Here is a 22659-nt window from a genome sequence, read left to right on the forward strand (position 1 = left end):
TAGGGTGAAATTAAAGAAACACAGATATAAACTAAAGAAAATTTGCAGGTGACAAGTTAATGTCAGAAGCCTGATGGTATAATTCAAGTCAGGAAAACAGCATCGGAGGGAACATGCGACTTGAAAATTGTTAGCGTTTACAATAATTTCTTCAAAAATAATATGTTTATGAAAATGCTCCTGATCTTCTCGATGATATCGATTGTCACGATCATTACATTGTCTTATATCATCTTCCTGTCGGTGTCCGACTCCACGATTCGCCGGGAACTGGCGATCCAGAAAGCGGCGATGGAACATGTGGATCGGTACATTCATCAGCAGTATGAATCGGTGCAAAACATGGTGAGGGACATGCATCAGAATGAGGCGCTGTCCGCCAACATTACGTACCTGATGAATCATTCGTACGCCGAATATGTTCAGCACATGACCAATGGATATTACGCCAATCAGGATGACTATTCGGCCGATGTATTGAAACATTTTCAAAATATTATGGATCGCAATTCACAGATTAACCAACTCATGTTGTATAGCGCTGAGCAGCAGGATTTGTCTACCTTTAATCAACACAAGCAGTTCCGCAAGCTGGACGCCAATGTGGCTCATTCCTATATACCTGACGTGATGGCGATGGAAACGCCCAATATCAGTGCACCCAATTACTGGATACGCAAAGAGATTAATCAATGGGACCCTGCGCTCTACTCCATCCGCGTACCAATTAACAATACACAGACTCTTCGGAATCTGGGCCAATTTCTTGTCTTCTTTGACTCAGAAGGAATCGGTAATGCGCTGGATAACTACGAGAGTAATCTCAAGGGAGAAATCGTGGTGTTATCGGCGAAAGGTACAGTGTTATTTGACTCCAACAATCATTATTACGGGAAGAAGTACCCCTACGTGAATGTGGCCGATTCGCTGTTTGATCAGACCGATATGGATTCAATGAAAAAGGAGCAGAACATGTACGTGAACAAGTTTGTCTCCGCGGATCAGGGTTATGTGGTCATTGGCACCGTTCCGGTAGAAGAGATGGCTGAAACCTATGCGGGGATTCGCAATACCATTATCTCGATCAGTATTGTGTGTATTCTGTTTGCCGTGCTGGTTCCGGCATTTTTCATTATTAACTTTGCCAAACGAACCCGTCGAATTATCCGCTTCACCCAAAAAGTGAAATATGGCAATTTGACGGCTCGCATCGACGATCCGCGAGATGATGAACTGGGGCAGATCTCACATAGCTTCAACGACATGCTGGATGAGCTGAATCTGTATATTGAACGGGTCTACAAAGCCGAGATCAAACAGAAGGAGACCGAGCTGGTCGCATTACAGGCGCGCATCAACCCTCATTTTCTCTACAATACGCTTGAAGTGATTCGGATGAGGGCGATATCCCAAGGGGCGAGAGATGTTGGAGAGATGATCTATAGTTTATCCGTATTGTTCAAGAGCCTGGTACAGCAAAAGAAAAATTATACGCTGAAGGATGAGATGGAAGCTTGCCGCTTGTATCTGGAGTTATTCCGAATCCGCTACAAGGATATTTTCATATATACGATCCAGATCGATGCTGCATATTATCAACATCCTGTGGTCAAACTTTCGCTGCAACCCATCATTGAGAATTATGTCGTACACGGCATTCAGACAGAACGTTCGGATAACCGATTATCCATTGTTGTGGAAGAGACAGATGATGTGGTGCAAGTGGAAGTCAAAGATAATGGCAAAGGCATTGATCCGGCACGCCTGACGGAAATCCTTGAAGAACTGGAACGTCCTGAAGAGTCTGGTCAGATGTTCGGGCTGCGCAGTGTCCATAGTCGATTGCGCTTCCTGTATGGGCCAGAGTTCGGTATCACCATAGAGAGCACCCTCGGAGAAGGAACACGAATCAGGGTGCGTTATCCACATACAGAAGGGACAGGTGTGTAATATGTACAAGGTGTTTATTGTGGACGATGAGCCATTCATCATTGAAGGTTTATACGATATTGTGGATTGGTCTTCATATGGTATGGAAATTGTGAGTCATGCAGGTAATGGGCAAGCAGCGTTACAAGCGCTCTCTTCTCAGCCTGTGGACATTCTGATTACGGATATATCCATGCCACTCATGAATGGTCTCGATCTGATTCGGGAAGCAAGGCGCGTGCAACCTGAGCTTAAGGTCATTATCCTCAGTGGTTTCAATGAGTTCGAATATCTGAAGGAAGGCATGCAGCTGGGAATCGAAAACTATCTGCTTAAACCGATTAATGTGGAGGAACTGGAATCCACGCTGAGCAACACGGCGTCCAAGCTGGATCATACGGTATCACCTCAAGCCGATGATGCGTATGGCATTCAGATTCTGAAAGATAACATTCTTCATCGATGGCTTACAGGACAGATTGCAGCTACCGAATTTGAAGAACGTGCCCAGTTTATGAACCTTTCGTTGGATGCACCTGACGTTGCTGTAGCCATCCTGCGTGATAAAGGGCAAGTACCCGGCATGTTTGAACGTGTAGAAGAGATGCTGAGAGACAGACGCCATCTGAACGTATTTCATGATATCGATGGAGACATCGTCATTATTGCCAATATTCAGGGTACGAGTGACGAGGAACAGAAGTTGATGGATGGCCTTCAGGCATTATCTGATGAGATAACCGTAACCCATCCGGCGGCACGCATTGGAGCAGGCAGATTGATGAAAGGGTTATACCATGCGCCGACCAGTTATGCCGAGGCCAAAAAAGCACTCCAGTATGTGATGATTTATCCCGACCTTAAAGTCATCGACCATGCCATGCTGGAAAGGTGCGGAAATTCAACGGCGACTTTTTTTATTGAATGGAGGGAGTATGCCAAACTCATTCTGTCCCGCAATACAGAACAACTTGCCGACCGGATCCGCATGGATTTTGAACAGCATCGCGATGGGCTTACACCTGGGGAGTTACAGAATACCGCACTGGAAGTTGTGATTCGCTTCAAAATGGAACTGGAGAGCATCAAACACTCGGATGAGTCTGCCATATACCAACAAGGGCTTCAACTTGTGCTGGACAGTGGCACTTTTGATGAACTCGTGCGGGCGCTTCAGCAGGTTGGGTCGCAGACGATCCAATCCCTATTGCAGGATCTGAAAAATCCAATTGTGAACCAGGTGCTTCAGCATATCGACAAACACTATGCAGAAGAGCTCTCCCTGAAGCTGCTGGGTGCCCACTATCATCTGCATCCGGTGTATTTGGGACAATTGTTCCATAAGGAGACAGGGGAGACATTTGCCGAATATATCAACAAATACCGGATTGAACGTGCGAAGGAGCAATTACGCAATTCCAATCTGAAGGTACATGAGATCGCCCGAAATGTGGGGTATTGGGAGACGGGGTATTTCTATAAACAGTTCCGCAAATATGTGGGGATTTCACCGACTGATTTCAAGGTGTTTGGTTAATTCGGTGACGGGTAGATCCAACCATGGGGACAGAGAGCCAAGAGACATATCGGGAACAGGAATGGCGTGGTAGAAAATCATGGCATACGTTACCCGGCATGTCTCTTTCATGTAAGCGATTTATTTAATTAGGTACAAAATAGTTGCCCAAGGACGATTTCTCTTTAATTTGTACCTCGAAAACTTAAGTTTATCTTCTTTTTGTAAATGCTTTCATTCGATAAGGTTAAAGCAGTTAGTAAGTAGAGCCTAAGGGAACACGAAAAGGGAGGATCAAAGAAATGAGTAAACAAAGAAAACGCTTCTCACTCGTTCTTGCATTGTTAATGGCCGTTACGCTTGTTCTTAGTGCCTGTGGAGGAAGCAAAGATGCTTCAGAATCCGGGGGAGCTGGAGATGACGCGGTAGAGTTGATCTGGTATACCATCGGTACCCCTCAGAAAGACGTCAACAAAGTGATGGAAGAAGTGAGCAAGTATACCAAAGAGAAAATTAATGCCACGGTAACGATGAAGATGGTTGATTGGGGTGACTACCCGCAGAAGATGCAGGTTAACGTAGCATCCGGTGAGCCAATGGACATTCTGTTCACTTCTTCTGGTGGATTTGATTATGTACAAAATGCCAGAAAAGGTGCATTCCTTGAACTGGATGACCTGCTTGCTGAATACGGTCAGGATCTTACCAAGACCATCGATCCTGCATTCCTAAGTGGTTCCAAGGTAGATGGACACAATTACGGAATTCCAGCCAACAAAGAGCTGCCACAACAAGAGGTATGGCGCTTTAACCAAATGCTGGTTGATAAATACAAGCTGGACATCTCTGGCGTTCGTACGTTAGACAGTCTGGAGCCTCTGCTCAAAACAATTAAGGAAAACGAGGCGAGTGTAACACCATTTGCCATGGATAAAAACTATGTTCCTTACGTGCCTTATGACTATGTCATTCAGAATCTGCCAATGGCAATCAAGCTGGATACAACAGACTATAAGCTTGTAAACATACTGGAAACACCTGAAATGAAAGAAGCACTTACCACGATGCACAAATACTACAAGGCTGGTTATGTATCGGCAGAAGCGGCAACAACAGGTTCGACGAACGACCTGACAACATCGGGTAACTGGTTCCTGGATCGTGCACAGACGCAGCCGCTCGCGGACAATCAATGGTCTGCAAGTTACGGTTATCAAGTCGTTTCAACACCTGCAAGTGAAGCAATTATAACAAATACATCTGTACAAGGCTCCATTACGGCCATCTCGGCCAACTCGGAATATCCGGAGAAAGCGATGGAATTCCTGAACCTGCTGAATACAGATCCTGTGCTGCGTAATATGGTGGACTCCGGTATTGAGGGCACACACTACAAAAAAGTGGATGACACGCATATGGAAAATCTGCCTGAATCGAAAAACTACGATATGCCTTCATACTCCCTTGGGAACAACATGCTGCTCTATCTGAACAGCAATGATCCGGATAACAAATGGGATGAGTTCAAGAAGTTTAACGCTGAAGGTGTCAATTCCCCGATCCTCAGCTTTAACTTTGATGCAAGCAATGTATCGTCCGAACTGACAGCGGTACAGAACGTGAAAGAGCAATATTGGGCAGCACTGATGACAGGTACACTGGACCCGGCAGCCAATCTGGATCAAGTGATTGAGAAGTTCAATCAAGCCGGACTGGAGAAAGTAATGGCTGAAGCCCAAAGCCAGCTGGATGCCTGGAGAGCGGAAAACAAGTAACAGTACATCGTAAGGATCGGGCGGCTGCTTATCGCGTCCGGTCCTTTTTCATTCAAGCCTGAAGGAGGATATCCACAATGACTACATTTTTGAAAAACCTGATTAGAAACCGAGTCATGCTGCTCATGGTGCTGCCAGGTGCCATCTGGTTCTTCTTCTTCTCCTACTTGCCACTTGTGGGCACAGTGGCTGCTTTCAAAGAATATCGATTCAGCCGTGAAGGGTTCTGGGCAAGTCTGATGAAGAGTGAATGGGTTGGCTGGGACAATTTCAAATTCCTGTTCAGCACAAGTGACGCATGGCTCATTACACGCAACACCCTCTTTTATAACATCGCCATTATCTTCCTGGGACTGGTATTTGCTGTGGCATTGGCAATCCTGCTCTCGGAACTAGTGAATAAACGACTCGCCAAACTGTATCAAACCGGCATGTTTCTGCCGTATTTTCTATCCTGGGTTATCGTTGGTTACTTCGCATTCAGCTTCTTGAGCATGGACCGCGGGATGTTGAATCAGATTATCGGCTGGTTTGGGATGGAACCAATTCAATGGTACTCTGAGGCGAAATATTGGCCGTATATTCTGGTATTCGTAGCGTTATGGAAAACCATCGGTTATAGCAGCGTTGTCTATCTGGCTTCCATACTGGGGATTGATAAATCACTGTATGAAGCAGCCATGATTGATGGAGCAAGCAAATGGCAGCAGATTCGCAATATTACGATTCCGTTGCTGTCGCCCATCATCACGATTATGACCTTGCTGGCCGTAGGCCGCATTTTCTATGCCGACTTTGGACTCTTTTATCAGGTGCCAAGGGATTCGGGTACGCTTTATTCCGTGACAAATGTTATTGATACGTATGTATATCGAGGTTTGAAAACTAGTGGTGAGATCGGCATGAGTACAGCAGCGGGATTGTATCAATCCGTGGTGGGCTTTGTGCTTGTTATTATCTCCAACTATGTTGTTCGCAAAGTAGATAAAGACAGCAGCCTATTCTAAGACAGGGAAAGGAGTGAACCACTATGGCTCAAGCAGGGCTTGTTAAAAAACGCGACTTCCACCACGTATCCAACGGCTGGAACGTGGTCATGAACATCATCGCAGGTCTATTCGCTCTGATCTGTGTATTTCCTTTTATATTTGTAGTCATCATCTCGTTTACGGACGAGAAAGCACTGGCCCGTGATGGGTATCGTCTGATTCCGGCAGAATGGAGTCTCGCGGCATATCAGTTTGTCTGGCAGAGTGGGGACACGCTGCTGCGAGCGTATGGAGTTACCATTCTGGTGACGGTACTTGGTACCATTATCAGTTTGATTCTCATGTCACTGTATGCGTATGCGGTTTCCCGCAAGAGCTTCAGATATCGGAGATTTTTCTCCATCTTTGCAATTCTTACCATGCTGTTCAACGGCGGGATGATTCCAACCTATATGGTCGTATCCCAGCTGCTTGGGTTGAAAGATACGTTATGGGCACTGATTCTGCCGCTGGCGATGAATGCCTTCTATATTATGATCCTGCGTACATTCTACTCCACCAGTGTACCGGATGCAGTCATTGAATCGGCGAAGATTGATGGCGCCGGTGAGTTCTATACCTTTATGAAAATCGTGGTTCCACTCTCCTTGCCGGGGCTGGCAACCATCGGGTTGTTCAGTACACTCGGTTACTGGAATGATTGGTTCAATGCGTTATTATACATCGATAATCCGAATCTGGTACCGCTGCAATCCATGCTGATGCGGATTGAGTCGAGCATCCAGTTTATCCAGCAGAACTCTGCTAACAGTTCAATGAGTCTGGCAGCCATGCAGTCCATTCCGCAGGATACGTCCCGAATGGCGATGGTTGTGCTTGCTACGTTGCCGATTATATTCGCTTATCCGTTCTTCCAGCGTTATTTCGTACAGGGTCTGACGGTGGGCGCGGTCAAAGAATAACCGGATCACGTTATAGGATTGGAGAGATGCAGATTGATGACTTACAAGGATCAAAGCAAATCCGTAGAGGAACGGGTACAACACCTGCTTAGCCTGATGACTACGGAAGAAAAGGTAGGCCAACTCACTCAGCCATTTGGCTGGCAGACCTATACGAATGATCAAGGGAACATCACGTTAAATGAATCCTTTAAGCAGCAAGTGGAAAGTGGGGGCATCGGCTCCCTCTACGGTGCGCTTCGTGCAGATCCCTGGACTGGCGTTACGCTGGAAAATGGACTATCGGCCAGAGAAGGCGCTGAGGCGGTTAACCTGATTCAACGCTATGCAGTGGAGCATTCCAGACTGGGGATTCCCATTCTGATCGGGGAAGAGTGCTCGCATGGACATATGGCCATTGATGGAACGGTCTATCCTGTCCCTCTTTTACTGGGGAGCACCTGGAATGTGGATCTATATCGGGAGATGTGCCAGGCAGTAGCAAGGGAGACACGTGCCCAAGGTGGCGCGGTTACCTATTCTCCGGTACTGGATGTTGTGCGTGATCCGCGCTGGGGACGTACGGAGGAATGTTTCGGTGAAGATCCGTTTCTCATTGGAGAGCTGGCAGTTGCTTCCGTAGAAGGGCTTCAGGGTGAAAGTCTTGACCGTGGAGATACAGTAGCGGCAACGCTGAAACATTTTGTTGGTTATGGCAGCTCGGAAGGTGGACGTAATGCAGGGCCTGTACATATGGGCTGGCGCGAACTGCTGGAAGTGGATCTCTATCCATTCCGCAAAGCGGTGGAAGCTGGCGCTGCGTCGATTATGCCAGCATATAACGAAATTGATGGCACGCCTTGCACCGTGAATACGGAATTGCTGGAAGATGTTTTGCGTAAGGATTGGGGCTTTGACGGTCTGGTCATTACGGATTGTGGTGCGATTAACATGCTGGCAAGTGGGCATGATGTCGCGGCGGATGGAATGGAAGCTTCCGTACAGGCGATTGAGGCAGGCATCGATATGGAAATGTCCGGTGAGATGTTTGGGCAATATCTGGTGCAGGCGGTGGCAGAAGGCAAGCTTGATATGCAGGTTCTGGATCAGGCTGCCTCTCGCGTGCTGGCGTTGAAGTTCAGACTGGGCTTATTTGAACAGCCTTACGTGGATGCCGATCGTGCAGCAGAAGTCATTGGCAGTGAAGCGCATGTTCAGCTGGCACGACAGTTGGCTGCGGAAGGCATTGTACTTCTCAAAAATGAGGCTGAAACGCTACCTCTATCGATAGTAAATGTGGGCCGGATTGCCGTCATTGGTCCCAATGCGGATCAGGCCTACAATCAACTGGGCGATTACACATCTCCGCAACCGAAGTCGAAAGTGGCGACGGTACTGGACGGGATTCGCAGTAAGCTGGCTAATCATGTGGATGGGCAAACGGAGAAGAGTTCTGTTGGTGCTTTGACTGGTGACAGCAGTACAGATCAGGTTCTTTATGCACCAGGCTGCCGGATCAAAGGTGATTCGAAAGAAGGATTCGAGCGTGCCCTTGAAGTTGCCAGCCAGGCAGATACGGTCATTATGGTGGTTGGCGGCTCCAGTGCACGTGACTTTGGAGAAGGAACAATTGATCTGAAGACGGGGGCTTCCAATGTGTCGGATAACTCCTGGAATGATATGGAGTGTGGCGAAGGGATCGACCGGATGACGTTGGGTCTTGCCGGAGTACAGTTGGAACTTATTCAGGAGATTCACAAGCTCGGCAAGAAGCTTGTCGTTGTTTACATTAATGGTCGTCCCATCACTGAACCTTGGGTGGATGAACATGCCGATGCAATTCTGGAGGCGTGGTATCCGGGTCAAGAGGGCGGTCGTGCCATTGCAGATATTTTATTCGGTGATGTGAATCCGTCAGGCAAATTGACGATCTCCATTCCGAAGCATGTCGGCCAATTACCGATCTATTATAACGGCAAACGTTCCCGAGGCAAACGTTACCTCGAAGAGGATCTGGAGCCACGTTATGCATTTGGATACGGACTTAGCTATACCACATATGAGTACAGTGAACCGCAGCTGAGTGCTGCATCTATGACAACTGATGATTCAGTTACGGTATCGGTGAACGTGAACAACACCGGCCGTTATGCAGGTGCAGAAGTTGTACAGATGTACATCTCTGACGTGGTCAGCTCACTAACTCGTCCGGCCAAGGAACTGAAGGGGTTTGCAAAAGTGAACCTGGAGCCGGGAGAGACACAGACCGTGGAATTCCACATAGGGGCCGAGCAACTGCAGTATATTGGTCGTGATTTGAAGCCTGTCGTTGAACCGGGACAATTCCATATTCATATCGGCAGCAGCGTAAACGATACGCAAATAGCCGAACTGACCGTAAGGGAGGCGTAAGACGTTGGAACGTATCAGACGATTTATTCGCGAGTTGTCCGAACATCAGTGGCTGGAGCAATTACAGCTGCGCAGCTGGGACATTACCCGCGCTTATTATCATGTGCCAGGACAGTATGAGGATCAGGGTGAGTACCCCGAAGGGCAAGATTTTGAGCGTTTTCCGAGCAAACAGGGAACGACTTATTTCTTTAGAACACGTTTGGAGATTCCTGCTACATGGCAGCAAGCACCTTATGGGCTTGTATTTGAGACAGGTGGAGAAGGCTTGCTTCGGGTAAATGGGCACTCTTATCAGGGCCTTGACCGCAATCATACCTACGTCACGCTTAATCCATCCAAAGTTGGAACCAATCCCGAACTGGAGATCGAGATGTTTGATCCGGTACCTGAACCCGTGGACCCCTTGAATCAACAGGCGGTTATTCAGCCACCGATCACATCAATTACGAGCCTGCTGGTGAGACCCAATGAAGCGGTTCGTAGTCTGATGTATACCGTCATTATTGTGCGTGATTCGGCTGTGTTGCTACCGGAAAGTGACTTTCGGCGGGTTCGCCTGTTAGAACTGGTATATCGTGCGATGGATCAATTTGTAGGCATGTCAACAGAAGAGATTGAGCAGGGAGAGGATATTCGTCAGATTGAGAATAATCTGAAGCATCATGTGCGTGAGATTGGCGGAAACGCGGAAGGTCTGGAGCATATGGTGGGACAGTCCCATATTGATATTGCCTGGCTGTGGCCTGTACGTGAGACGGTACGCAAAACGAGCCGTACTTTCTCCACCGTGGATGCACTCATGAATGAATATCCGGACTATGTTTATTCCCAGAGCCAACCCTTACTATATGCGTTTCTGAAGGAGCATGATCCCGAGCTGTATGCACGGGTGAAGCAGCGGATTGTAGAAGGTCGCTGGGAGCTGGTGGGCGGCATGTGGGTTGAGCCCGATCTGAACATCCCAAGCGGGGAGTCCCTGATTCGCCAGATGTTATATGGTCAGCGTTTCTATATGGAGGAGTTTGGAAAAACATCACAGATTGAATGGTTGCCGGATACGTTTGGGTATTGTGCCTCCCTGCCACAGATTTTGAAGCATGGCAATGTGGAATATTTCATGACAACAAAGCTCGGATGGAACGACACAAATGTGTTTCCATACGATCTCTTCCACTGGGTGGGCATTGACGGCACACCGATCCTGTCTTACCTCAATCATGGTGTTAACGAGCATACGTTGCCGAAGGACATTCATGATCACTGGCAGTCCTACCGTGAGAAAGCGGCTCATCCGGAGCATATGCTTCTATACGGACACGGAGATGGCGGCGGTGGCGTAACACGCGAGATGCTGGAGTATGTGGATCGCGCAGAGCTGATGGTTGGACAGCCTGCGAGCCGATATAGCACAGCTGGAGCTTTCTTTGCCGGGATTGAAAAGGAGCAACCTGTACTTCCGAAGTGGCATGGCGATCTGTATCTGGAGTTACATCGGGGAACCTACACGACACATGCGCGCAATAAGCGCAACAATCGGAAAGCGGAGGTTCTGTATCGAGAAGCTGAGCTGTGGAACACACTCGCTCTGCCAGATATGGAGGCGAATACCGAAGCTGAAGTGCGTTCAGCACTGCATGACGGCTGGAAATTGATTTTACTGAATCAATTCCACGATATTATACCGGGATCGGCGATTACAGAGTCCTACGTCACTTCGAATGAGGAATATGTACAGGTATTTGAATTGGGCAGAACCGGACTGGATCAAGGCATTGCTGCATTGACAACGGGTATCAACACAGAGGGACCGGAAGGTTCAGTAGCCTATGTTGTATTCAACAGCCTGGGCTGGAAACGGAGTGCAGTCGTTCAACTTCCTGTGCAGGATGGCTTGGATCGCTACGGCATCGATGAAAAAGGCCAGCGCTTGCGGATGGATTGGGAGGATGGCAGCATGTCTATTCTCGTGACAGACATTCCGGCGTTTGGATATAAAACGGTTTGGCTGGTACCGGAAAATACAAGGGAAACGAATGTACGGGAAATGACCACCCTTGCCGCACAACCAACCTTTAATGATACATGGGATACCACTTTTTATCATGTGCAATTCAATGAACGTGGGGAGATCACCCGTCTGTGGGATAAAACCGCAGAGCGTGAGATGTTGAAGCCGGGTGAACGAGGCAATCAACTTCACTTCTTCCACGATCGTCCAACGCTCTGGGATGCATGGGATATCGACAGTCGTTATGAAGAACAGATTGCTGGCGAAGTGGAACTGTTGGAGAAAAAGCTGGTGCTTGCGGGTTCAACGAAAGATGTCCTGCGCTTCCGCTGGAAGCTACACCAATCGGAAATCACACAAGATATCGTCTTTTATCATGACTCACGGCGAATTGACTTCCAAACACAGGTGAACTGGAACGAAAATCACAAACTTCTGAAAGTTGGCTTCCCGATTGATGTGGTGACCTCCAAGGCTACGTTTGAGATTCCATTTGGCACACTGGAACGTCCAACACATCGCAACACAAGCTGGGAACAAGCGCAGTATGAAGTCTGTGGACACCGCTTCGCGGATGTATCCGAATATGGATATGGCGTGAGCCTGCTCAATGACTGCAAATACGGGTACGATGTGCAGGGAAGTACCATTCGTTTGTCCTTACTTCGTGCACCGAAATGGCCTGATCGCACAGCTGATCTGGGAGAACATGAATTCACCTATTCCCTGTATCCACACGACGGAGACTGGCGAACAGCACACACCGTACGTCAGGCTGCCGAGTTAAATCATGAGGTAACGATACAGCAGGTGAACCAAGTGCAACAAAAGGGTCAGATACAACAAGAGCAGCAGATAGAGCAGGTACAGCAGAGGGAAGAAGTACAGCAAAGCACAGGGACTGAGGTAGCTCCAACCGCAGATGCAACTGCTAATGCCGCCCCTGTACGCCCAGCAACAGGCTCCTGGATTAACTTTAATAGCAATCATGTCATTCTGGATACAGTCAAAATGGCAGAGGATGGACAAGGCACCGTGTTGCGTTTCTATGAATCATCAGGCAAACGCGAAACCATCACATTGCAATGGCCGCATGCCTTTGAGCAAGCCTACCACTCCAACGCACTGGAAGAACCGATCAAACCAATGGCCCATACCAATGGCCAGATTACATTATCTTTTAAACCTTTCCAAATACAAACCGTGCTACTGCGGTAAACCTTTTTGAAATATTTCGAGCTATATATGTCCAGCTCTTTATTCACACGTTAACGGAGAGGACAGAAATAACCAGAAGAAGCGAAGCGTTCGCCTTTATCCCCAGATTTTACCCTTTAGAAAAGGGAAACAAAAAAAATCTGGGGATAACAGCGATCGGAAGGTTATTCTGTCATCGTAGTGGTCTAGTGTGAATGTTCTCAGCTTGATCTTTTATAGCTATACCATTCAATTTGTTTAAGGAGTTGCACTCATCCATGGAACAGTTCAGATTACCCAAAATACCCATGCCACCTGTTGCTTTGCCACAATCCATTCAGGCCGTGCTCGAAGAAGCAGAACAGAAACTGGCTCACCGACCAAAACTGCTTCAATTATTCAAAAACTGCTTCCCCAACACCATCGAAACAACAACCAAGTTGATGGAGGACGGTACGACTTTTGTTATCACGGGAGATATTCCGGCTTCCTGGCTGCGTGATTCCGTGGAGCAGGTAGTACATTACATTCCGTTTGCAAAAGAAGACGAGGACCTGCAACGCATTATTGGCGGGCTGATCAAACGTCATATCCAATATGTTCACATCGATCCGTATGCCAATGCCTTCAATGAGACTGCTAACGACTGGCATTGGAACACCACGGACGAAACCGAGATGTCGCCTTGGGTGTGGGAACGCAAATTTGAGATTGACTCATTATGTTTTGTTGTACGCCTGGCGTATTTATATTGGAAGGAAACCGAACTGACTGACATTTTCGATTCAAGCTTCAAAGCAGCGATGCGTAAAATCGTGGACCTGTTCAAAGTCGAACAGCATCACATGGAACAATCTCCATATCGCTTCACTCGCAATAACGGTATCCCAACAGATTCCCTGCGCAATCATGGAAAAGGTATGCCAGTCAACTACACGGGTATGATCTGGTCCGGTTTCCGTTCCAGTGATGATGCTTGCGATTTCCACTACAATATCCCTGGCAACATGTTCGCGGTTGTCGCTTTACGCCAAATGCAGGAGTTTGCCGAGTGGGTGTTCCGGGATATGGAACTTTTGCAGGAATTGAAGGATCTGGAGCAGGACGTGGATCACGGCATTCAGCTGTACGGGATTTATCGTCATCCCGAATTTGGACCGATCTATGCGTACGAGACGGACGGTTATGGCAACCACTGTCTCATGGACGATGCGGGTACACCGGGACTCATGTCCATTCCATATCTGGGTTACGTTACAGCGGATGATCCGATCTACCAGAATACGCGCCGCTTCGCTCTGAGCAAAGAGAACCCGTTCTATTATGAGGGCAAGGTTGCCAAAGGAATCGGTAGCCCGCACACCCCGCCGAATTATATCTGGCATATGGGCTTATCCATGCAAGGACTGACTGCGCAGTCTGCCGAGGAGAAACTGGAGATTATTCGCATGCTTGAAGCGACAGATGCAGATACAGGTTATATGCATGAAGGCTTCCACGCTGATGATCCAACGATTTTTACACGAAAATGGTTTGCATGGTCCAACAGCCTATTCTCCCAGTTGGTCTACAGATCGATGAAGGATGGCCTGTTATGAGTATCCAACCTAATGATAAAAAGCTGATTATCTTCGCTGATCCTGCGTTTCCAATGGAAGGTGCTTCTCCAACTCATGAGGCTCTGAATACATGGAAAGCAGTCGAAGAGATCACCGTTGTAAACGCCGAAGAACTCGCAGAGGCTTTGAAGACCACAGCAGGTGAAGGATGTCTGGTCAATCTGCATGCACCCTATTTTCCCAAGTCCGCCTGGACGGAGATTGCAGCTTACCTGCATCAGGGCGGGAGCCTGATCAGTGTTGGTGGTGCGCCCTTCAAACGTCCAGTACGATATGAGAATGGGACATGGGTTGTAGAGTCCGAGCAGACTGCGTATCATCAGGAACTCTATATTCATGAGGCACTGAACGTATCTTCTGCCAATGTGCAATCGTACACTTCATCCGAACAGATCCCGCTTCTCACTGGGAAAGAGGGGCTGTTTGAGAAGGCAGATACATGGAATCTGGTTCCACATACAACCAAAACAAGTGATCTGCCCCACCAGATGGGCTCATCCGGTCCCATGAGTACGCAGATTTATCCATTACTTTGTGGCATGAGCAAGGATGGACGCAGCATCGCCGCTCCGGTCGTTCTGTGGGAAAACTCCCGCGGGAGTTTCGTTGGTTCACGATGGATATTTGTGCATCTGCCGCTGACCACCTCATTCTGGACGCAGGATGGAGCTGCCGAGATTGTGAAGTGGGCGCAATTCTGTGCGCAAGGTGTAACCGAGTTATCCCTGAAAACGAATTATGCTTCGTATGAGCCAGATGAGCGGGCTGTACTCACACTTCAAGGCCAGATTTTACAGCGTGCAGGCAACAGACTTACCGAATCCGAGCTGTGGACGTTTGACATAACGGTCGAGCATGAAGATCGCACAAGTGGCACGACGGAGAAGGTATGGAGCCATCGACTGGAGATGGAACTTTCCGGTGAGCAGCGTTTTGAACGTATACTTCTCCCGGTTTCCATTGAAAGTGGGCTGTATCGGATCATATGCCACGCGCAGGCTCCTGACGGTGAAGTTCGGACCTTGCGTCAAGGCTTCTGGGGACAGGATGCTGGACTGCTGGCAGAAGGGGAAGTGATTACCCGCAGCAGGGACTATTTTGTAAAAGACGGACGTCCTCTGCCTGTTGTGGGCATGACCTACATGACCTCCGATGTGGCACGGAAATTTCTGTTTTTGCCAAATGCGGATGTTTGGGATCGAGACATGGCTCAGATGGCAAAAGCAGGAATCAACTGGATTCGGACGGGAATCTGGACCGCCTATCGCAACATGATGCAGGTGGACGGACATATGGCAGAGGATGTGCTTCGTGCCATTGATGCATTTATTTTAACGGCGAAACGCCACGGCTTACAGGTCACGTTCACTTTCTTCTCCTTTACACCAGAGACATGGGAAGGCACGAATCCGTATTTGGACCCGCAGAGTGTCGAAGCACAGAAACGTTTCATCAGCAGCATCGTCAGTCGTCACACGCATACAACACATGTGGATTGGGATCTGATTAATGAGCCATCGATGTTCGATCCAGTACGTATCTTCTTAGCTGGCCCACGCTCGGCGAGGGATTCGTATGAACAGCAGGCTTATATCGCTTGGCTTCAGCAGCGTCATGAGACGATTGAAGCGTTGCAGGAGGCATGGAACATGTCACCGAAGCAGCTTCCGAACTTTGCTGCCGCGGTGATCCCGGAGGCGGAAGAGATTAACTTTGATGTACAGGACATGCACAAGGCCAAAAAGGGAACACGCTGGCTCGATTACTGTCTCTTCTCTATGGAGATGCACAATGTTTGGGCAAGAGAGCTTGTAGGTACGATCAAAGACCTGGTTCCCGATCATCTGGTTACCGTGGGACAGGACGAAGCCCTTGGTGCACAGCGTCCTTCTCCGTTCTTCTATGAACGTGAAGTGGATTATACAACCGTGCATTCCTGGTGGTTGAACGATGATCTGATCTGGGATGGCATTTTCGCTAAAACGCCACATAAACCAAATCTCATTCAGGAGACGGGCATCATGTATGTGGAAACCCCGGATGGGCGAGCCAAACGTACGGAAGAAGAGCTTCGTGGCATTCTCGAACGCAAGTACGCCTATGCTTTCTCGACAGGCGGCGCTGGCGCCGTGCAATGGATCTGGAACACCAACTTCTATATGGATAATGCCAATGAGTCCCATATTGGGGCCCTTCGTGCAGATGGTACGGAGAAACCCGAGGCGGATGTGTCTTATGATTTTGGCCGATTCATGGATAGCATTCGTGATCTCTTTGAAGACCGCGATCTGGAGGATATTGCAGTGGTGTTCCCGTATTCCAATGACTTCTCCAACCGTGCCCTCGCCTATGATGCCACAACAAAGCTTACTCGCGTGATGTCTTATGATCTGAAATTGCCATTCCGTGCGTTATCCGAATATCATCTGGAAGCGTTGGAGCAGCAGCCGCCGAAGCTGATTATCGTACCGAGTCCGCACAATATGGAGAGCGATGCACTTCAACAATTGCTCACGTTTGCGGAGAAGGAAGGCACGAGCCTGCTCATTACAGGGCCGCTGGGACTGGACGCATACTGGAAGGCAACTGACCGGGCCGATCATATCGTAGGCAAACGGAGTCTGGGTAATGTGCAACGGGAAGAATTGCTGAATATTAATGGCGTGAATCACCGGGTGACCTATGGACGACGTCGTATCGCCGAGGTGGCAAAGGAGACGTTGCTTCATGGGGATAAAGGTACAGCAGATGAAGTACACGTTCTGCCTTTGGGCAAAGGGAAATTAATCTGGACTCCACTGCCGCTCGAGTTAAATGGACGGGACGAGCCACTTGCTGAATTGTATCGTTATGCGACTGAAATTTCGGGCATTGAACAGGAGTTAGAATGGATATCTGGCGGAGATATCGCAGGGATCTATGGCCGGAAGCTGAGTTTTCCAAAAGGAAATCTGTATGTATTTGTATCGGAGTTTGCCTTTAACCATGAAGTTCATGTGAGAGATCAACGTACAGGTGTATCGTACTCGTTCCAATTGGAGAAAAATCGTTCGGTGCTGTTTGCGACAGATGCTTCCGGAAAGCTGACTGCGGTGTATCGCCCTGATGATGTTGAGATTGTACAACAAGATGAAAGAGGTGGGATAACACGATGACCAAAAAAAAGAGAGCACATATTATTTCGCATACCCACTGGGATCGGGAATGGTATTTGCCGTATGAGAAGCATCATATGCGTCTTATTCAGCTCGTCGATTCACTGTTGGATCAGCTTGATGAGGGATCGGACTATAAAAGCTTTTATTTGGATGGACAAACGATTATTATCGATGACTATCTTCAGGTTCGACCGGAGCAGAAGGAAAGACTGGAGAAGCATATCCGCAATGGGCGGATTGTGATTGGACCATGGTACATTTTGCAGGATGCGTTTCTGACGAGCGGAGAAGCCAATGTGCGCAACATGCAGGTTGGACATAAGGACGCCAAACGTTACGGCACCCCTTCGAAAATTGGTTACTTTCCCGATACATTTGGATTGGTCGGGCAGACTCCACAGCTGATGCAGCAATCAGGCATTGATAATGTGTTTTTTGGACGTGGTGTGAAGCCGACGGGATTTAACAATACGGTATCGGATGCCGGATATGAATCAAGCTTCTCGGAGCTGATGTGGGAAGGACCAGACGGATCAAAAGTGCTCGGCGTATTGTTTGCCAACTGGTACTCCAACGGAAATGAAGTTCCTGTAGACGAGGAATCGGCCCGCAAGTTCTGGGAAACCAAGCTTGCAGATGCCGAGAAATATGCATCGACCAATGAGTTGTTGTACATGAACGGATGTGATCACCAGCCGATTCAGCGAGATCTGCCAGAAGCGATTCGCATGGCTGAACAATTACATCCCGATATCGAGTTCATTCACTCCAACTTTCCGGATTATCTGGAAGCTTTGAGAGCATCGTCTGAACATGAACTGTCCACGGTCAAAGGCGAATTGCGCAGCCAGCGTACCGATGGCTGGGGAACTCTGGTGAACACCGCCTCGGCTCGTGTGTATCTGAAACAGATGAACCAGCTGGGCCAGACTATGCTGGAAAAAGTGGCTGAACCCCTGGCATCCTACGCCTATCTGCTTGGACATGCCTATCCACATGATCAACTGACGTATGCCTGGAAAACGCTGATGCAAAACCACCCGCATGACAGTATCTGTGGGTGCAGTGTGGACGAGGTGCATCGCGAGATGGTGACACGGTTTGATAAGAGCCATCATGTGGCAGAGGCATTGATTGAAGAGAGTACCAGCCAGATTGCTACAGCGGTGGATACCTCCATCTTTGAGCGTTACGGCGAAAATGCCCGGCCTGTGGTGGTATTTAATACAACGGGGTGGGAACGCAGCGGTGTAGTTCAGATGGAACTGGACGCGGCTCGGTTGTATTTCCGGGATGGATATACATTGGAAGAGATGGCGACGCAGATGAAAGCCGTTGACCTGTCGGATCGCGTACTTGTAGATGAAAAGGGTAACCACATTCCATGTACGGTGGAGGATCTGGGTCTGCAATTTGGCTATGATCTGCCGGATGATCGCTTCCGTCAGCCGTATAGCTGTCGGCGCGTACGTATTCGTTTTGAAGCAGAGCATGTAACTGCATTGGGCTTGAAGACTTATGCGTTGGTGAACTCAGCGGATTATGCCAAGAGTGGATCTCCATCGAAAACGACTACGCTGTTGCGTGGTGAACGTGGCATGGAAAATCAACATATGATCGTTACGATTGCAGACAATGGTTCATTCACACTCACAGACAAACGAACAGGCCGGACTTACAAGGACCTTGGCGTGTACGAAAATGTGGGTGATATCGGTAATGAATACATGTTCAAACAGCCAGAGAATGAAGTTGCATTGACAACACATGCGCTTCAGGCTGAGATTCGGGTTCTTGAGGATACATCATACTTGGCCTCGTTCGAAGTGATTCATCATTGGGAAATACCGGAGTCGGCGGATGAGATGCTGGATCAGGAACAAAGGGAACTGATTTATTATCCATACCGTAAAGCCCAGCGTTCAGCGAAAATGATCCCACTTCAGATCCGTACAGTGATATCACTCAGTCGTAGTGGAAAAGGCGTACAAATGGAGACAACCTTCAACAATCAGGCGAAGGATCACCGGGTACGTGCTCTTTTCCCAACCGATCTGGTATCTGGGGTTCATCATGTGGATTCCATGTTCGAAATTGCAACGCGTGATAACACGCCTGCACCGGAGTGGCAAAATCCAAGCAATACACAGCATCAACAAAGTTTTGTAGATGTGAGTGAACAAAACGCAGGATTGGTCGTAGCCAATCTGGGTCTGAATGAATATGAAGTCCTTCAGGATGGCCGCAATACCATCGCGGTTACGTTGCTTCGTGCTGTGGGCGAACTTGGAGACTGGGGTTTGTTCCCGACACCTGAAGCACAATGCCTTGGTGAACATACATTTCAGATCGAGATCATTCCCCACGATGGCAATGGTGCAGCATCAGGTGCATATATCGAGGCTTATCAGTTTCAGGTTCCTTGGACGCTGGCACAAACCGAAGTACACACGGGTTATCTGACACCTAACAACACACCGTTTGCATGGCAAGGGGACGGCTTGGCGTTTTCCTCACTCAAGGTAAATGAGGATTCCGGCGATGTCATGCTTCGCTGGTTCAATATGACCACTGACTCTGCCACGTTGAATCTTGCTGCATCACAAGCGAATCCGCAGCCATTCGAAACGGCATACAAAAGCAACATCTTGGAGGAAGAGGGCGAAAGGCTTCATGCCCGCAGCATAGAAGAGGCATCAACATTATCATTTGCCAACAAGGAATGGAACATACAGACAGGTTCATGCGAGATCATTACTGTCGGCTTGCGCCGCTGATAAAAGTTGTTTAAAGAGTCGAAAAACAGACTTTTGAACACACACTAAAGGTACAGGACTACAAGCGTACTCTGAACTAGGCATTACGTACGGTGGCGGAAGGGATACGCTATTTACCAGATGTATCTGTTGAGTTATTGGTTGTTTTTCTATAGAATGAACAGTAGAATTGCTAATGATCGAAAGTGCCTATGCCATCAAGATGGCCATGGATACACTTCATTGTTCATTCTATATTGAAACATTAAGGGGGCTTGAAGCCATGGAATCCTTGGGAGGACTGCTTCAGCAGCTGAACCCTGCCTTTCGTGAGCAATCGCGGCGGATTGCGGCGGAATTGATGGAAAATCCGTACGTACGCGAATTCCGCGCAGGTCATCCTGAACTGCAAGATGCACAGCTCATGACTGATCTGAGCAAGCTGTTTCAGTACGCCAAAGACTCTAAGAACTGTGCGAATTGTCCGGGACTCGACAACTGTCCTAACGATTTTCAGGGCCACTTTTGCAAACTGGAAGTAGAACATTTTAACGGTAAACCCGAAATCATAGATATAAAAGCGCCTTGTTCCAAACATATCGCCCGGCAAAATGAACATATCATTAAGCAACGCATTCGCAGTTTCTATGTGGACGAGCGTGCGCTCAGTGCCGGATACAACGACGTGGAGATTATGGGCAAGGATCGGATGCGTGCTCCGGCAGTGAATCAGGTACTTCGGTATATTAGCGAGACCAAGGAGAATGGATTATCTCCGCAAGGACTGTTTCTGGAAGGAACATTCGGGACGGGCAAGACGTTTCTGATGTGTTACCTGTTGCATGAACTGGCGGTTGCAGGCCACACGGGTGTCATTATTTATATGCCTGACTTTGTGGAGGATCTGAAATCCATGATCAGTGAAGGGCAGAAGCTGAAGGAAATGACGGATATTTTGAAAAGTTGTGATCTGCTCATCTTTGATGATATCGGGGCAGAGAACCTGAACCCTTGGGTTCGGGATCATGTGATGGGGTCTATTCTGAACTATCGGATGAATCGCAAACCAACGTTCTATACGTCCAATTACAATCTGGATGGGCTTGAAAAACATCTTAGTTTCACCAATCGGGACGGCGAGGAAATGAATAAAGGCCAGCGTCTCATGGACCGGATTCGTCCATTCGTGGATGTCATCTCCGTTCGGGGTGAGAATCAGCGCGGTAAACGTTAAACCGATCTAATTGAACGAAATGGTTCTGGACAAGGTTAATCTTCAAATTATCGGTGGAGCTTTTGATTTAGAAGCTGAGCTGATTGCAATCAAAAGCTAAAGTAGTCCCAAAAAAAGCCTGGCTTTCGCATTGTCGCGAAAACCGGGCTTTTCTGGTCCTGCGTGAGACCTGGGAGTGTCCTATTCGGTGAGGAATTTGAAGATAACCATACCGAAAAAGATCACTGTCATCAGGCCAGCCATGCCGGCAACACCCGCGATCAGATCAAATAGATCGTTGCGGGGTTCCTCGTTCACATGTTCACGCGGGTCGCTGATCCGCACATTTGCATCCATGTTATTGCCTCCTTATGGGGAAACAGCTTGCCCGTATGGGGGCTGAAACCCGGAGTAATTTTAGTATACTTGGAAAAGAAAGCGTTTGTAAAGATTTTGCAGTTAGTATGCCACATCCTGTAATTGTGAAGATTTGATGTTGGGAAGATGAACATTGCAGCGTTCAATTCACAAGTTTGACGTACCTGTGTTATACTGGAAGTGTCGTTCACGACGTTACAGGTTAAAATAAACCGTAAGTATATATAAGGAGGACAATTTCATGGCTATTGTTAACGTATCCGATCAATCCTTCAACGCTGAAGTAGAAGGCGAAGGAACGGTTCTTGTTGATTTCTGGGCGCCTTGGTGTGGTCCTTGTAAAATGCTCGCTCCAATCCTGGAAGAGCTGTCCACAGAAGTTGGCGATGCAGTGAAAATTGCTAAAGTTAACGTGGATGAAAATCCGGAATCTGCTTCCCGCTTTGGCGTAATGAGCATTCCAACTTTGATCTTCTTCAAAGACGGTCAACCAGTAGATAAAGTGGTTGGTCTGAACTCGAAAGATGCGCTCAAAGGAATTATCGCAAAACACCAATAATTTACAGGCTTACACATACGCCTCCGGTTTACATGCCGGGGGCGTTTTGCGTCGAATACCTTTATATAGGACAATATAAAGTAAAAATATTTTTTACACTTGAATGTAGAGTACAGAACCGATCTGGAGAAGCGAAGTGCTCGCGTTTATCCCGGATTCATCTCTGATATATAGTTGGAACTAATTATTTACACAGTAACGGAGAG

13 protein-coding genes are annotated in these 22659 nt (G+C 48.0%); 12 read left to right on the forward strand and 1 reads right to left on the reverse strand.

Features of this window, described 5'->3' with window-relative positions:
* The first annotated feature begins 120 nt into the window (after positions 1-120).
* From ACDJ59_RS00935 to dnaI, 11 genes are all read left to right on the forward strand, one after another.
* The gene (locus ACDJ59_RS00935) at positions 121-1950 is read left to right on the forward strand and encodes a sensor histidine kinase (protein WP_413407319.1); all 1830 of its coding nucleotides are present in this window, start codon (positions 121-123) and stop codon (positions 1948-1950) included.
* A gap of 1 nt (position 1951) precedes the next feature.
* Positions 1952-3466 (forward strand): response regulator, encoded by a 1515-nt coding sequence (locus ACDJ59_RS00940; protein WP_413407320.1) that lies wholly within the window; start codon positions 1952-1954, stop codon positions 3464-3466.
* Between the two features lie 281 nt (positions 3467-3747).
* Complete coding sequence (locus tag ACDJ59_RS00945) at positions 3748-5220, forward strand: ABC transporter substrate-binding protein (RefSeq protein ID WP_413407321.1); 1473 nt, start codon at positions 3748-3750, stop codon at positions 5218-5220.
* Between the two features lie 77 nt (positions 5221-5297).
* Positions 5298-6227: an ABC transporter permease gene (locus ACDJ59_RS00950; RefSeq protein WP_036605780.1), complete on the forward strand. Its 930-nt coding sequence runs from the start codon at positions 5298-5300 to the stop codon at positions 6225-6227.
* A 23-nt stretch (positions 6228-6250) separates the two neighbouring features.
* Positions 6251-7171 carry a carbohydrate ABC transporter permease gene (locus ACDJ59_RS00955; RefSeq protein WP_413407322.1) on the forward strand — a complete coding sequence of 307 codons (921 nt, stop codon included), beginning with the start codon at positions 6251-6253 and terminating at the stop codon, positions 7169-7171.
* Positions 7172-7207: 36 nt separating this feature from the next.
* Positions 7208-9562 (forward strand): glycoside hydrolase family 3 N-terminal domain-containing protein, encoded by a 2355-nt coding sequence (locus ACDJ59_RS00960; protein ID WP_413409683.1) that lies wholly within the window; start codon positions 7208-7210, stop codon positions 9560-9562.
* Between the two features lie 4 nt (positions 9563-9566).
* Complete coding sequence (locus ACDJ59_RS00965) at positions 9567-12791, forward strand: alpha-mannosidase (RefSeq protein ID WP_413407323.1); 3225 nt, start codon at positions 9567-9569, stop codon at positions 12789-12791.
* A gap of 257 nt (positions 12792-13048) precedes the next feature.
* Positions 13049-14368, forward strand: a complete 1320-nt coding sequence (locus ACDJ59_RS00970) for a glycoside hydrolase family 125 protein (RefSeq protein ID WP_413407324.1) — start codon at positions 13049-13051, stop codon at positions 14366-14368.
* Positions 14365-17544, forward strand: coding sequence for a beta-galactosidase (locus ACDJ59_RS00975; RefSeq protein WP_413407325.1), 3180 nt, complete (start codon positions 14365-14367; stop codon positions 17542-17544). Before ACDJ59_RS00970 ends, ACDJ59_RS00975 begins: the two co-directional genes overlap by 4 nt.
* Positions 17541-20324: an alpha-mannosidase gene (locus tag ACDJ59_RS00980; protein ID WP_413407326.1), complete on the forward strand. Its 2784-nt coding sequence runs from the start codon at positions 17541-17543 to the stop codon at positions 20322-20324. Before ACDJ59_RS00975 ends, ACDJ59_RS00980 begins: the two co-directional genes overlap by 4 nt.
* A gap of 262 nt (positions 20325-20586) precedes the next feature.
* The gene (dnaI, locus tag ACDJ59_RS00985; protein WP_036605787.1) at positions 20587-21537 is read left to right on the forward strand and encodes a primosomal protein DnaI; all 951 of its coding nucleotides are present in this window, start codon (positions 20587-20589) and stop codon (positions 21535-21537) included.
* 180 nt (positions 21538-21717) lie between these two features.
* On the opposite strand, the gene ACDJ59_RS00990 is transcribed toward dnaI, so the two are convergent.
* Positions 21718-21873, reverse strand: a complete 156-nt coding sequence (locus ACDJ59_RS00990) for a hypothetical protein (RefSeq protein ID WP_017692450.1) — start codon at positions 21871-21873, stop codon at positions 21718-21720.
* A 262-nt stretch (positions 21874-22135) separates the two neighbouring features.
* On the opposite strand from ACDJ59_RS00990, the gene trxA reads away from it, so the two are divergent.
* A complete protein-coding gene (trxA, locus tag ACDJ59_RS00995; RefSeq protein WP_017692451.1) occupies positions 22136-22453 on the forward strand; it encodes a thioredoxin in 318 nt (105 codons plus the stop codon).
* The last annotated feature ends 206 nt before the right edge of the window (positions 22454-22659 follow it).

It is taken from the genome of Paenibacillus amylolyticus, assembly GCF_047302515.1.
Taxonomy (GTDB): Bacteria; Bacillota; Bacilli; order Paenibacillales; family Paenibacillaceae; genus Paenibacillus; species Paenibacillus amylolyticus_G.

What these genes read in the sequence shown, in the direction of transcription:
- ACDJ59_RS00940 (WP_413407320.1), top strand. Translation starts at nt 1,952, where the DNA reads ATGTACAAGGTGTTTATTGTGGACGATGAGCCATTCATCATTGAAGGT.
- ACDJ59_RS00945 (WP_413407321.1), top strand. Translation starts at nt 3,748, where the DNA reads ATGAGTAAACAAAGAAAACGCTTCTCACTCGTTCTTGCATTGTTAATG.
- ACDJ59_RS00950 (WP_036605780.1), top strand. Translation starts at nt 5,298, where the DNA reads ATGACTACATTTTTGAAAAACCTGATTAGAAACCGAGTCATGCTGCTC.
- ACDJ59_RS00955 (WP_413407322.1), top strand. Translation starts at nt 6,251, where the DNA reads ATGGCTCAAGCAGGGCTTGTTAAAAAACGCGACTTCCACCACGTATCC.
- ACDJ59_RS00960 (WP_413409683.1), top strand. Translation starts at nt 7,208, where the DNA reads ATGACTTACAAGGATCAAAGCAAATCCGTAGAGGAACGGGTACAACAC.
- ACDJ59_RS00970 (WP_413407324.1), top strand. Translation starts at nt 13,049, where the DNA reads ATGGAACAGTTCAGATTACCCAAAATACCCATGCCACCTGTTGCTTTG.
- ACDJ59_RS00975 (WP_413407325.1), top strand. Translation starts at nt 14,365, where the DNA reads ATGAGTATCCAACCTAATGATAAAAAGCTGATTATCTTCGCTGATCCT.
- ACDJ59_RS00980 (WP_413407326.1), top strand. Translation starts at nt 17,541, where the DNA reads ATGACCAAAAAAAAGAGAGCACATATTATTTCGCATACCCACTGGGAT.
- dnaI (WP_036605787.1), top strand. Translation starts at nt 20,587, where the DNA reads ATGGAATCCTTGGGAGGACTGCTTCAGCAGCTGAACCCTGCCTTTCGT.
- ACDJ59_RS00990 (WP_017692450.1), bottom strand. Translation starts at nt 21,873, where the DNA reads ATGGATGCAAATGTGCGGATCAGCGACCCGCGTGAACATGTGAACGAG.
- trxA (WP_017692451.1), top strand. Translation starts at nt 22,136, where the DNA reads ATGGCTATTGTTAACGTATCCGATCAATCCTTCAACGCTGAAGTAGAA.